Origin of the sequence: uncultured Actinobacillus sp. (assembly GCF_945915845.1) — a bacterium.
Lineage (GTDB): Bacteria > Pseudomonadota > Gammaproteobacteria > Enterobacterales > Pasteurellaceae > Exercitatus.
The window spans coordinates 1-13,309 of sequence record NZ_CAMEFX010000049.1 but is presented as its reverse complement, the minus strand read 5'-3'; the positions used below and the strand labels follow the sequence as shown (position 1 = coordinate 13,309).

The 13,309-nt window shown below is 41.8% G+C and carries 10 protein-coding genes; 2 read left to right on the top strand and 8 right to left on the bottom strand.

Features of this window, described 5'->3' with window-relative positions; genetic code table 11:
- The coding region (locus Q0O89_RS09285) for a PFL family protein (protein ID WP_293731434.1) at nucleotides 1–1,343 on the bottom strand (1,343 nt) is incomplete at its 3' end.
- Nucleotides 1,344–1,353: 10 nt separating this feature from the next.
- A complete protein-coding gene (locus Q0O89_RS09280; protein WP_135710152.1) occupies nucleotides 1,354–1,626 on the bottom strand; it encodes an ACT domain-containing protein in 273 nt (90 codons plus the stop codon).
- Between the two features lie 197 nt (nucleotides 1,627–1,823).
- Here Q0O89_RS09280 and pyk point away from each other — a divergent pair, with 197 nt between their 5' ends.
- Entirely contained in the window at nucleotides 1,824–3,260 is a 1,437-nt protein-coding gene (gene pyk, locus Q0O89_RS09275) for a pyruvate kinase (RefSeq protein ID WP_293731433.1), read from the top strand.
- An 80-nt stretch (nucleotides 3,261–3,340) separates the two neighbouring features.
- On the opposite strand, the gene Q0O89_RS09270 is transcribed toward pyk, so the two are convergent.
- The 5 genes from Q0O89_RS09270 to Q0O89_RS09250 are packed head-to-tail and all read right to left on the bottom strand — an operon-like array spanning nucleotide 3,341 to nucleotide 8,726.
- Nucleotides 3,341–4,147 (bottom strand): ATP-binding cassette domain-containing protein, encoded by an 807-nt coding sequence (locus tag Q0O89_RS09270; protein WP_135709658.1) that lies wholly within the window; start codon nucleotides 4,145–4,147, stop codon nucleotides 3,341–3,343.
- A 2-nt stretch (nucleotides 4,148–4,149) separates the two neighbouring features.
- Entirely contained in the window at nucleotides 4,150–5,193 is a 1,044-nt protein-coding gene (locus tag Q0O89_RS09265; RefSeq protein ID WP_135709657.1) for an oligopeptide/dipeptide ABC transporter ATP-binding protein, read from the bottom strand.
- Between the two features lie 8 nt (nucleotides 5,194–5,201).
- The gene (locus tag Q0O89_RS09260; RefSeq protein ID WP_273383735.1) at nucleotides 5,202–6,089 is read right to left on the bottom strand and encodes an ABC transporter permease subunit; all 888 of its coding nucleotides are present in this window, start codon (nucleotides 6,087–6,089) and stop codon (nucleotides 5,202–5,204) included.
- The gene (locus Q0O89_RS09255) at nucleotides 6,079–7,044 is read right to left on the bottom strand and encodes an ABC transporter permease subunit (RefSeq protein WP_273393559.1); all 966 of its coding nucleotides are present in this window, start codon (nucleotides 7,042–7,044) and stop codon (nucleotides 6,079–6,081) included. Before Q0O89_RS09255 ends, Q0O89_RS09260 begins: the two co-directional genes overlap by 11 nt.
- The gene (locus Q0O89_RS09250) at nucleotides 7,044–8,726 is read right to left on the bottom strand and encodes an ABC transporter substrate-binding protein (RefSeq protein ID WP_293731432.1); all 1,683 of its coding nucleotides are present in this window, start codon (nucleotides 8,724–8,726) and stop codon (nucleotides 7,044–7,046) included. The genes Q0O89_RS09255 and Q0O89_RS09250 overlap by 1 nt, the downstream gene beginning before the upstream one ends.
- A gap of 66 nt (nucleotides 8,727–8,792) precedes the next feature.
- On the opposite strand from Q0O89_RS09250, the gene Q0O89_RS09245 reads away from it, so the two are divergent.
- Nucleotides 8,793–10,202, top strand: a complete 1,410-nt coding sequence (locus tag Q0O89_RS09245; RefSeq protein ID WP_293731431.1) for a YcjX family protein — start codon at nucleotides 8,793–8,795, stop codon at nucleotides 10,200–10,202.
- A gap of 313 nt (nucleotides 10,203–10,515) precedes the next feature.
- Here Q0O89_RS09245 and gyrA read toward each other — a convergent pair whose 3' ends face one another.
- Nucleotides 10,516–13,161 carry a DNA topoisomerase (ATP-hydrolyzing) subunit A gene (gene gyrA, locus Q0O89_RS09240; protein ID WP_273391121.1) on the bottom strand — a complete coding sequence of 882 codons (2,646 nt, stop codon included), beginning with the start codon at nucleotides 13,159–13,161 and terminating at the stop codon, nucleotides 10,516–10,518.
- Between the last annotated feature and the right edge of the window lie 148 nt (nucleotides 13,162–13,309).

The window sequence follows — 13,309 nt, the reverse complement described above, 5'->3', positions numbered from 1 at the left end:
GATTGGACTGGTGCTGGAATTCGTCCACCACGGTTAACAAAAACTTCACAGGAGCCTTCTTTTACAGGCATAATTGGGGCATAGCCGAGTAAGCCGCCAAATTCCACATTTTCGCCCACGCCTTTGCCTGTAACAGGGATAATACGCACGGCAGTGGTTTTGCTGTTGATCATACCAATGGCAGCTTCATCTGCAATAATGCCAGAGATGGTGTGTGCGGGGGTGTCGCCTGGAACGGCAATCATATCTAATCCCACGGAGCAAACTGCGGTCATCGCTTCTAATTTATCCAAAGTGAGAATACCACTTTTTGCCGCAGCGATCATTCCTTCATCTTCCGAAACAGGAATAAATGCACCACTTAATCCGCCTACGGAGCTTGATGCCATCATACCGCCTTTTTTCACTGCGTCATTCAGCAGTGCAAGGGCAGCGGTTGTACCATGTGTACCACAAACAGTTAAGCCCATTGCTTCCAAAATACGCGCTACAGAGTCGCCCACTGCAGGTGTTGGTGCAAGAGATAAATCCAAAATGCCAAAAGGGATATTGAGCATTTTCGCCGCTTCTTGTCCGATTAATTCCCCCACGCGCGTGATTTTAAAGGCGGTTTTCTTCACCACTTCTGCCACTTCAGTTAAGGTGGTGGCGTTGGAATTTTCTAAGGCTTCTTTAACTACGCCCGGCCCTGAAACCCCTACGTTGATAATGGCGTCTGCTTCACCTGAACCGTGGAACGCGCCCGCCATAAATGGATTGTCTTCTACCGCATTACAGAACACCACAATTTTGGCACAACCAAAGCCTTCAGGGGTGATTTCTGCGGTGCGTTTAATGGTTTCGCCCGCCAGTTTTACCGCATCCATGTTAATGCCGGCGCGGGTTGAGCCAATGTTAATTGAGCTACATACAATGTCCGTGGTTTTCATCGCTTCAGGAATGGAGCGAATTAACACTTCATCGGAAGGCGACATTCCTTTTTGAACCAACGCAGAAAAACCGCCGATAAATGAAACACCGATAGCTTTTGCCGCACGATCAAGGGTTTGTGCAATGGATACGTAAGAATCCGCTTTGGTTGCAGCGGCAATTTGCGCAATTGGCGTGACAGAAATACGTTGGTTAACAATTGGTACACCATATTTTGCCGAAAGAATTTTGGCGGTTTCCACTAAATCTTTGCCAATGGTGGTAATTTTATTGAAGATATTCTGGTTTAACTGCTCAATATCACTGCTGATACAATCGTGTAAATCAATACCAATAGTAATGGTGCGCACATCAAAATTTTGGTCAGACACCATCTTAATGGTTTCAAGAATTTCCGTTGATTGAATACTCATGGCTTACCCCTTAAATACGGTGCATTGCTTTGAAGATTTCTTCGTTTTGCAAACGAATATCAAGGGCAAGGTTTTTACTTTCCAGCTCAAAAAGTGCGGCTAATTCCGGGAAAGATTTTGGGCATTTTGCGGTATCGACTAAGATAATCATGGTGAAATAATCGTCCATTAATTGTTGGCTAATGTTGACGATATTAATTTGATGTTCGGCTAAAATTTTCGCCACATCGTAAACAATTCCCACGCGATCTTTACCAATTACGCTAATTACTGAATTTGTCATAGTTCTTCCTTCTATCTGATTTTTATGAAAAATAAGCGTGGAACGAAGTATAGCATTTTTTTTATCGTATTTTTTCTCGATTTTAGTGGGATTTACGCGTATAATACGCCCCAGTTTTTTTCCGGCAATGGGTTTTGGATTCGCATTGCCGGTTAAATTACATAATTTAGATATAAACAATTATGACGGAGTAATCAATGTCTAGAAGACTAAGAAGAACAAAAATCGTATGTACGATGGGTCCTGCTACTGATAAAGGTAACAATCTTGAGAAAATCATCGCCGCAGGCGCAAACGTAGTACGTATGAACTTCTCTCACGGTACACCAGAAGACCATATTGAACGTGCTAATCGTGTACGTGAAATTGCGAAGAAATTAGGTAAACACGTGGCTATTTTAGGCGACTTGCAAGGGCCTAAAATCCGCGTTTCAACTTTTAAAGAAGGCAAAATTTTCTTAAGCGTTGGTGATAAATTTATTTTAGACGCAGAATTACCAAAAGGTGAAGGTCATCAAGAAGCAGTGGGTTTAGATTACAAAACTTTACCGCAAGACGTTGTACCGGGCGATATCTTATTATTAGATGATGGTCGCGTTCAATTAAAAGTATTAGCAACGGAAGGGGCCAAAGTATTTACAGAAGTTACCGTTGGTGGTCCTTTATCAAATAACAAAGGTATCAACAAATTAGGCGGTGGTTTATCAGCTGATGCTTTAACTGAAAAAGATAAAGCGGACATCATTACTGCAGCGCGTATCGGTGTTGATTATTTAGCGGTTTCATTCCCACGTTCAAGCGCAGACTTAAACTATGCACGCGAATTAGCATTAGCAGCAGGCTTAAAAGCACAAATCGTGGCGAAAGTTGAACGTGCTGAAACAGTCGCAACAGATGAAGCAATGGACGACATCATTAACGCAGCAGATGTTATCATGGTTGCTCGTGGTGACTTAGGTGTTGAAATTGGTGATCCTGAATTAGTGGGCGTTCAGAAAAAATTAATTCGCCGTTCACGTCAATTAAATCGTGTGGTGATTACTGCAACACAAATGATGGAATCAATGATCAGCAACCCAATGCCAACTCGTGCGGAAGTAATGGACGTGGCGAATGCGGTATTAGATGGTACTGATGCAGTAATGCTTTCAGCTGAAACTGCAGCGGGTCAATACCCGGCAGAAACAGTAGCGGCAATGGCGAAAGTGGCATTAGGTGCAGAAAAAATGCCAAGCATCAATGTATCTAAACACCGTATGAATGTGGAATTCACTTCAATCGAAGAGTCTGTTGCGATGTCAGCAATGTATGCTGCAAACCACATGAAAGGTGTTGCTGCAATTATTACCTTGACAAACAGCGGTCGTACAGCGCGCTTAATGTCACGTATCAGCTCAGGTTTACCAATCTTTGCCTTATCACGTAATGAAAGTACATTAAATCTTTGTGCATTATACCGTGGTGTGACACCGGTTGCTTTCGATAACAATGACGCGTCAACAAGTGCAAAAGCACAAGCGGCAGTGCAATTATTGAAAGACAAAGGCTTCTTAATGTCAGGTGATTTAGTATTATTAACTCACGGTGATGAGCGCGGTAGTTCAAATACTTGCCGTACATTATTGGTAGATTAATATTAAATTAATTCATGATTAGATAAAAGGCGGGTTTGTTTAACTCGCCTTTTTTCATGAGAAAAGAGAGATTTTTGAGGCTAAATAGGTTGTTCTTGCCAAGAAGTATCATCCAATAATTTGCCAAAATATCCTTCAACTAACCGTTGAGTAATATCTGTTTGTGGGTCTGTAAATAAAGAGCGCGTATTACCATATTCGATCATCTGCCCGTTATCCATTACTAAAACCTCATCTGCAATATGCTTAATTAAACCGAGATGTTGACCAATATAAATATAAGAAATCCCACGGCGTTCTTGAATATCTAACATTAAATTAGTGAGTTGCGTTTTAACGGAGGCATCAAGTGCTCCTAATGCATCATCGGCAATAATAATATCAGGTTGTAGAATAAGCGCATGAGCCAAGGCGACACGCTGTTTTTGGCTGGCGGACATGGTATTAATCTTAATATGGGTATGTTCAGGATAGAGCCCAACCAGTTTTAAGGTGTCAAAAATTTGTTCATTGCGTTCATCTTCATCTAACGTGGTGGCTAATCGTAAAGGGGTGTCCAAAATTTGACCAACATTCAGGCGTGGATTAAAGGCAGAATGTACATCTTGAAATAGCATGCGAATACGTTTAGTTCTAAAGGCGTAATCGCCATAGGTTAATTCTGTTCCTTGCAGGTAAATTTTTCCTGATGTGGGTTTGGATAGACCAACAATCATTTTTGCCAACGTAGATTTGCCTGAACCATTATTTCCAATAATGGCAAGGGTTTTCTGCGGTTCAAGGGTAAAACTAATGTCTTGTACGGCATAGAAAGTATCTTTAGTGAGAAAACGCCCCGCATTTTGGAAGCGTTTACATAAATCTTCAACTTGTAAAAGTGCGGTCATTTTTATTCGTTTTCTGTTAATGTCAATGGACTTAAAGTCGGCGCTTTTATTGGGGTATTTTCCCGTAAATTTAATGGGTAGTGACATGCAAATTCATGCTGTTTAATGCGGCGAAATGGTGGCTTATTGACGCATTTTTTCTGGGCAAAAGGACAACGTGGCCCTAATCGACACCCCATAGGCATATTTTCTAACAATGGCACTGTGCCGCGAAGCGTATTTAAACGGCTTTTTAACGGCAAAGGCTGACTAAAATCCGGAATAGAATGTAGCAGTGCCGATGTATAAGGATGATGTGGTGCATTCAAAATACTCTCTTTCGGGCCGGTTTCAGCATTTTGCCCACAATAAAGCACAGAAAATGAGTCGCACCATTCACTAATACTCATAATATCATTACTGGCGAGTAAAATGGTGGTGTTATTATTTTTATTCATACTCGTCAGCAAACGAAATATTTGTTGTTGCGTACTGGCTTCCAAGGAATTGGTGGGTTCATCGGCAATGAGTAAACGCGGTTGATTAGCCACCGCCATAGCAATCATCACTTTTTGCCCTTCCCCTTCAGTGATTTCATTGGGATAGCTATGCATGATGCTTTTATGATCTTTAATGCCCACGCGATGCAATAGCTCAATGGCTCGGCGTTTTTTCCAACCAAACCATTGCCACCATTTCCCTTTAAATGTCCAAGAGGGAATATTTTGGATCATTTGCTTACCAATGACTTTACTTGGATCGAAATAGGATAGAGGATCTTGATAAATCATCGAGATTTCACGTCCCACTAATTTTCGCCGTTGGTGGGGCGGCATACTCAGTAGTTCAATATCATTAAAGCGAAAGCGTTCAGCGGTGATGATCCAGCTGTCTTTGAATGTATTACAAATCACCTTGGCAATAAGGCTTTTACCGGAACCGGATTCTCCCACCAAGCCACAAATTTCCCCTTCATCGAGCGTCAATGTGACATTATCGACAATGCGAATGCGCCCCAATGGGGTTTTGATATCAATACAAAGATTGCGAATATCTAACAAAGCCATAATTTCACCTATTCATAATATTTATCGATGGCCTTAGTTAGCCCATTTCCAAAGACAATAACGATAAGTAAACTGCCCATGATGGCAACGCCGGGTAAAATCACCGTCCAAGGGGCGAGATAAATTAATTCTAAACTATCGCGAATCATCGCGCCCCATTCAGGGGTTGGACGCTGTGCACCAAGGGAAATAAAGCTTAATGCACTAATTTCTAAAATGGCCACGGTAAACGCTCGCGTAATCTCTTTAATATACAATGCCAATATATTGGGCAAAATCGTGTCTTTCAGTAAGGTCAAGTTGGATGCGCCATCTAAGCGTTGAATAAGAACATAATCTTTTTGCCATTCTTTTTGGATTGCCTGATAAATTTCATGGATAAAGTGCGGTAATAATGCCAGCAAAATAGCGAGCATGGCATTGGATAAACTGGGTTCCATGAGCGTTGCAATGACAATGGAAATCAACAGAATGGGAATAGATAAAAAGGCATCAAGGAAATGACCTAAAATCTGTGATTTAATCCCCTTTGACATCCCCGCGACAATGCCGAGAAAACCACCAATAATGGCAGTAAAAATAACAATAATGCCAGCGGCGCCCAGCGTGTAAGTGGTACCGTTAATTAAGCGACTAAAGAGATCGCGTCCTATATCATCTGTGCCAAAGAAATAGGCGACTTCCCCTCTATCATTCCAAGACGGCGGCACTAATTCTTTACCGATAAAAATCATATCGCTCGGATATGGTGCGATAAATGGGCTAAAAAGTGCGGTCAAAATCAGCAAAATTAGGGCGTAGAAGCTGAATAGGGCGATACGATCACGCTGAAATAGCCGCCACACTTCAACAACGGCATTGGTATGACGGAATTCATGGGATTCTTTATCGAGCATACCAACCCTTCTTATTAAATGGATCTAATATCAACATAACGAGTTCTGCGAGAAAATTAATGATCATAATAAATAAGCCAATAATAATAACGCCTGCAGCGATGGCGTTATAATCTTGCTGTGTTACCGCATCAATGATCCAACGCCCAATGCCGGGCCAGGCAAAGGTTCCTTCAATGAGCATACATTGTGCCAGAATAAACGTAATTAAGCGCGGCAATTGGGGAATGAGTAACGGTAGCGTATTTCGTAGTAAGTAATAACGCAAAATGCTGAACGCACTCCAGCCTTTAGCAATAGGTAATTTAACATAGTTCTGTGTCATTACCCATTCCGCACGTTGTTGAATAATTTTTGTTATTTCCATAATAGGCGCGATCATCAACACTAAAGTGGGTAAAGCAAGATGTTGTAAGATATTTTGAACGACTTTGGTGCGATAAGGGACATCTATAAACCATACATCGATCGCGGCGAAACCAGTAATAGGTTTAATATCATACAGCAAATTAACTTGCCCAACAGCGGAAATTTCCCAGCGATAAACTGCCGCAAAATAAAGTAGAATAGGGGCAATCCAGAAAATCGGCAGAGACATACCGAGAGACGACAGGGCATTAATGGCTTTTCCGCAAGGGCGATTGCGGTAAAATGCACCAAAAAAGCCTAATGGAATACCGAAGAGTAGTCCTAATAAGGTTGCCATAAAGCAAAGCTCTAAGGTTGGCGGCAATACGGTTAGAATGACGGATAACAGTTGATCGCCGCCGTTATAAGTAATCCCTAGATCGCCATGCAACAAACTGCGAACATAATCCGCGTAACCGGAATAAAAGTGCGGTCCGGCAAATACTTGATTCGCAGGATCGCGCATAAAAATGGCAAAACTAACAATGCTGAGTAACAGTAGACTGACAAGAATCAGCAGAATACGGCGAAATAGCGTAAATAACATTATTTTCGCTCCTGTTTGAAACTAAGTTTTTCAAAATGCACATTACCAAAAGCCGTCATTTCTACACCTTGCACGTTCGTATCACTAATCAGCACACGTTTTACATTGGCGATAGGTAAAATCGGGAGTTGGCTTAAAATTTCTTTTTGCGCCAAATGGTAATCAATCGCTCGCAAATTCGGTGTGTTGGTTTCGAGTCCTTTATCAAGTAATTCATCAAAATGGGGCGAACACCAGTTTGATAAATTGGTAATTTCATGTACCGTACTACAACTCAAAATAGGACGCATAAACGTATCGGGATCCAGACTGCTTGCCAGCCAGCCCGATAAAATCATATCGTAGTCTTCCGTTTTATCGTGCAAATTTTGCAGTAAAAAGTTACGCGAGACGACTCTCACATTTACCTTAACCCCCACTTGCGCTAAGTCAAATTTAATCATTTCCGCCATTTTTATCGGTGATGGGTTATAGATAAGTTCATCTTTCAGCACCCACATATCCAAAGACAACCCTTTGTTTTGTAAGAGACGTTTTGCTTGCTCAGGGTTGTAATCGTACTCAAAGTTTGCTTGTTCATGACTTGCCGCCCAAGAGACCGCCGGAATGATATTATTGGCTACTGTTGCGGTATCATAGTAAATATGCTTAATCATACGCCGGCGATTAATGGCTTGCGCAATAGCTCGGCGAATGTCCACATCTTGTATCGTTGGGCGTAAAAAATTAAAGGCTAAAAAAGACAAATTCATCCCTTCAACCACATGGGTTTGAAAGCGTTCGCCCTGTTCTTTGAGCAAACCCAGTTGGCTCGCTTCAGGAAAGGCGGCAAGTTGACATTCATTATTTAAGAATTTAGCCAAACGCCCCGTTTTATCTGTAGAGAGATCGATGACAATATTTTCTAATTTAGCTTTCGTTTTCCAATAATTCGGGTGGCGGACTAAACGGACATATTGGCTACGGAAATAATCTTTAAGCTGATAAGCCCCGGTGCCTATGGGCAAGGTATCAAGCTGTACAAGATTATCATCGGCATTTAATTGTAATGCGTATTCGTGAGAGAAAATAATCGCGTATTGGCTGGCAAGATGAGAAAGAATCGAGGCATCAGGTTTCACCAAAAAGATCTTTACCGTATAAGGCCCGGCACTTTCTACACGTTCAATTTTTTGGTTAAGCTTAATGCTTTCAAAATAAGGGAAACGTGTTTTTTTGGCTAAACCATAAAAAATTTGGTATTGACGGTTAACACTTTCAGTGGGTTCAGAACTAAATTCAGGCAATGACGTATTATGCCCCAGCACACGATTTAAGGAAAAAACCACATCATCAGAATTAAAGTCACGCGTAGGAACAAACCAAGGGGTATGGTGAAACTTAACGCCCTTGCGTAAATGGATGGTGAGCACTTTGCCGTCTGCACTCAATTCATAAGATTGTGCCAAAGACGGCTCAACTTGCGAGCTGTTCGTTTTTAATTCAAAGAGCTTGTTATAAATCTGTTCTGTGACAACATTCATACTGGTTCCTGCATCCGCTGTTTGTGGATTGAAAGAAAAACCCGTAGCATGCGTGCAATAAACCAAACCATTATTTTTTACTTCATCAGGCACACGCGGCGAAGCAAAAACAGTGGTGCTGGCTAAAATAACAGAAAGTGCGGTTAAAATTTTAAGCATATTTTCAGATTTATATGATAAATTAGTGCCAATTTTAAAGGATTTAGGCATAGATTAAAAATAAAAATGTTCAACCGAATTCAAAAAGAAATGACGCAGGTTTTCGACCGCACTTTTGATCGCAGTTTGCGCATTGCAGTGACAGGGTTAAGTCGTAGTGGAAAAACAGCCTTTATTACCAGTTTAATCAATCAGTTATTGAATATTAATCAAACAGATAATCATCACATTCCTTTATTTGAGCCTGCGCGAAATGGACGTATTCTTGCTGTGAAACGCGTTCCGCAACAAGATTTGCGTATCCCTCGTTTTGATTATGAAGGCAATCTTGCCGAATTGATGCAACATCCACCGCACTTTCCGCCATCCACCCATGGTGTCAGTGAAACACGACTGGCTATTCGTTATCAACGTCAACAGGGTTTAATGAGTTGGCTCAATGAACACAGCACGTTATATGTAGATATATTTGATTATCCTGGGGAATGGTTATTGGATTTACCCTTGCTGGAACAAAATTATCAGAAATGGTCATTGCATTTACAAGGCTTACATCAGGGGAAACGCGCTGAATTAGCCCAAAAATGGCTCGAAAAAGCGCAAAAATTGGATTTAAGTGCGGTGGCAAATGAAGATGTTTTAGCGGATCTTGCCAAAGATTACACAGAATATTTGCACCATTGCAAAGCAGAAGGATTACATTTTATTCAACCGGGGCGTTTTGTTTTACCTGCGGAATTAGCCGGCTCGCCTGCGGTACAATTCTTTCCGTTACTTTGGTTAAATGAAAGTGAATGGCAACATTTACACAAAACCGCCAAATCCAATAGCTATTTTGCGATGCTTAATGAACGCTATCGTTATTACCGCAAGCATATTGTCAAATCCTTTTATGAAAACTATTTTGTTCATTTTGATCGTCAAGTGATTTTGGCGGATTGTTTAACCCCACTGAATCATAGCCGCCAAGCTTTTGAAGATATGCAACAAGCGTTGAATCAATTATTCAGTAATTTCCATTATGGCAAACGAAATTTGCTCAATCGCTTATTTTCATCTCGCATTGATAAATTGATGTTTATTGCCACTAAAGCAGATCATATCACCAGTGATCAATTACCGAACCTGATGAGTCTCATGCGTCAGTTAGTACAAGAGGGTGGACGCTATGCAGAATTTGAGGGAGTCGAGTTGGAATACAGCGCGATTGCTGCTATTCGAGCGACTCAACAAGTGAATGTGACGCAAAATGGTGAAAACTTTAAAGCCATTCAAGGTGTCCGATCATCCGATTTACAGAAAGTCACGCTATATCCGGGATCCGTTCCTGCCAAATTACCGAAAGCGGAATTTTGGGAAGCTCGAAGATTTGAATTTGATCAATTTGAACCTCAACCGTTGGAACAAGGCGAACCCATTCCCCATTTACGTATGGACGCAGTGATGCAGTTTTTGTTTTCAGATAAGTTGTTATAGTAATGGGATGAATATAAAAGCTCATCGTTGAGAAATGACCTAGCACGAGCCGTGCTAGGTTCGTTAAGCCCAGCCCCGCTGGGGCTGAAAAAATGATATTATGTAGTAATTGCACAAAGCTGAAATGGCGGTTGGTGAGCTTGTCGAACCACGGTTAGTGAGCCAGTCGAACCACAAGCCATTTCAGCGTGTTGTACAAGATTTACGTTTCGACAAGCTCAACGAACGTCTTGCGTCACTGCAATCTCATACCATAAAAAGAGCCGCAGCGCGGCTCAGATTAGGTAACCCTATACGGCTCGTATAGGGGGAATTACTCTTCCGAACTTTCACCTTCAAATTCATCATCTTCAGGCTCTGCAACACGCTCTAAACTCACCACATGTTCATCTTCCGCGGTACGGATTAAGCGAACACCTTGGGTGTTGCGTCCCACAATGCTGACTTCATTAACGCGCGTACGAACCAGTGTACCCGCGTCAGTGATTAACATAATTTGGTCGTTGTCTTCCACTTGGGTTGCCGCCACCACTTTACCATTACGCTCACTCACTTTAATTGAGATCACGCCTTTGGTATTACGCGATTTGGTCGGGTATTCAGAAAGTGCGGTGCGTTTTCCATAACCATTTTGAGTTGCGGTTAAAATTGCGCCGTCATTTTTTGGAATCACCAAAGAGACGACTTTATCGATATTTAAATCGAGAATTTCTTCTGCGCTATCGTCAGAAACTTCTTCAATTTCCACCGCACTTTCATCCTCAGACATCTCATTGGTTAAGGCTAATTTAATACCACGCACACCTGTAGCTAAACGCCCCATTGAACGTACTGCCGTTTCTGCAAAACGGACTACGCGACCTTGCGAAGAGAACAACATAATTTCGTTTGAACCATCGGTAATATCCACGCCGATTAATTCATCTTCATCACGTAAATTCACCGCAATAATCCCGTTTGAACGTGGACGGCTGAATTCTGTTAATGCCGTTTTCTTCACAATACCGCCGGCAGTTGCCATCACGACAAATTTATCTTCATCGTAACTTGCCACCGGTAAAATCGCGGTAATACGTTCATTTTCTTCCAATGGAAGAATATTCACAATAGGACGACCGCGCGAGCCACGACTTGCTTCAGGTAATTGATATACTTTCAGCCAATATAAACGACCACGGCTAGAGAAACAAAGGATAGTATCGTGGGTATTTGCCACTAAAAGACGTTCAATGAAATCATCTTCTTTCATCTTAGTCGCTGATTTACCTTTACCACCACGGCGTTGTGCTTCGTAATCCGTAAGTGGTTGATATTTCACATAACCTTCGTGTGAAAGGGTAACTACCACATCTTCTTGTGCGATTAAGTCTTCTAAATTAATGTCGCTTGATGCTGCGGTAATTTCTGTACGGCGCGCATCATTAAAATTGGTTTTCACTAATTCTAATTCTTCGCGGATCACTTCGCGTAAGCGTTCTGCACTGGTGAGAATATGAAGTAATTCGCCGATTTCGACTAAAATTTCTTTGTATTCATCCACGATTTTTTCGTGTTCTAAACCGGTTAAACGGTGTAAACGTAATTCAAGAATAGCGCGAGCTTGTGCGTCAGAAAGGTAATATTGACCATCACGCACACCACATTCTTCAGGCAAATCATCAGGGCGAGACGCGTCAACCCCTGCCGCTTCAAGCATTGGCGCAACGTTGCCTAAAGCCCAAGAACGTGCTAATAACCCTTCGCGTGCTTCTTCCGCCGTTTTGGATGCGCGAATCAAATCAATCACAGGATCGATATTGGCCAAAGCAATGGCTAAACCTTCCAAAATATGTGCACGTTCACGCGCTTTACGTAATTCATAAACTGTACGGCGAGTCACCACTTCACGGCGGTGTTTCACAAAGGCTTCAATAATTTGTTTTAGGTTAAATAATTTCGGCTGACCGTGGTCAAGTGCCACCATATTGATCCCGAACGTCACCTGCATTTGCGTCAACGAGTAGAGGTGATTTAAAACCACTTCACCCACGGCATCGCGTTTAATATCGATTTCAAGACGGATACCTTCTTTATTCGATAAATCTAAAATGCCCGAAATGCCTTCGATTTTTTTCTCACGAATGAGTTCACCGATTTTTTCCACCAATTTTGCTTTATTCACTTGGTAAGGAATTTCGGTCACAATAATTTGTTCGCGTCCTTTGTCATTGGTGACCACTTCCGCTTTCGCGCGCACGTACACCTTTCCGCGTCCGGTACGATAGGCTTCTTCAATACCGCGGCGACCATTGATTTGTGCCGCAGTCGGGAAGTCAGGGCCCGGAATATATTGCATTAATTCATCAATGCTAATATCTTCATTATCGATATAAGCCAAACAGCCGTCCATTACTTCACCAAGATTGTGTGGTGGAATATTGGTTGCCATACCCACGGCAATACCTGATGAACCATTGACTAACAAGGCAGGAATTTTGGTCGGTAACACGTCAGGAATCATTTCCTTGCCATCATAGTTAGGCGAGAAATCTACGGTTTCTTTATCTAAATCCGTCAATAATTCCTGTGTAATTTTTTGCATACGTACTTCGGTATAACGCATTGCCGCTGGGGCATCGCCATCAATGGAACCAAAGTTACCTTGACCATCCACCAGCATATAACGCAACGAGAACGGTTGCGCCATACGTACAATGGTGTCATATACCGCAATATCACCATGTGGGTGATATTTACCGATAACATCCCCGACCACACGAGCGGATTTTACATAGGCTTTATTATGAGTATTACCACTTTGATCCATAGAGAAAAGTACACGGCGGTGAACAGGTTTCAAACCGTCACGTACATCAGGCAACGCACGCCCAACAATTACTGACATCGCATAGTCGAGATACGAAGATTTCAGTTCATCTTCGATACTAACCGGCGTGATATCTTGACTTAATTCAGACATTGAAATTTTCCTAATTCTGAGATGAAAAAATTGAACGAATTATAGCATAGAATAGGAGATTTTTGGGAAAAAATAGGGGAAAAGTGCGGTTGGTTTTTAGGGTCTGTTTATCTTTCAATAAAAGGCTGCGGCGGAGCTTATTTTTTGC

Excerpts from the sequence above, each read along its gene's own strand:
- Q0O89_RS09270 (WP_135709658.1), bottom strand. The coding sequence starts at position 4,147 with ATGACCGCACTTTTACAAGTTGAAGATTTATGTAAACGCTTCCAAAAT.
- Q0O89_RS09265 (WP_135709657.1), bottom strand. The coding sequence starts at position 5,193 with ATGGCTTTGTTAGATATTCGCAATCTTTGTATTGATATCAAAACCCCA.
- gyrA (WP_273391121.1), bottom strand. The coding sequence starts at position 13,161 with ATGTCTGAATTAAGTCAAGATATCACGCCGGTTAGTATCGAAGATGAA.
- Q0O89_RS09245 (WP_293731431.1), top strand. The coding sequence starts at position 8,793 with ATGTTCAACCGAATTCAAAAAGAAATGACGCAGGTTTTCGACCGCACT.
- Q0O89_RS09280 (WP_135710152.1), bottom strand. The coding sequence starts at position 1,626 with ATGACAAATTCAGTAATTAGCGTAATTGGTAAAGATCGCGTGGGAATT.
- Q0O89_RS09255 (WP_273393559.1), bottom strand. The coding sequence starts at position 7,044 with ATGTTATTTACGCTATTTCGCCGTATTCTGCTGATTCTTGTCAGTCTA.
- Q0O89_RS09250 (WP_293731432.1), bottom strand. The coding sequence starts at position 8,726 with ATGCTTAAAATTTTAACCGCACTTTCTGTTATTTTAGCCAGCACCACT.
- pyk (WP_293731433.1), top strand. The coding sequence starts at position 1,824 with ATGTCTAGAAGACTAAGAAGAACAAAAATCGTATGTACGATGGGTCCT.
- Q0O89_RS09260 (WP_273383735.1), bottom strand. The coding sequence starts at position 6,089 with ATGCTCGATAAAGAATCCCATGAATTCCGTCATACCAATGCCGTTGTT.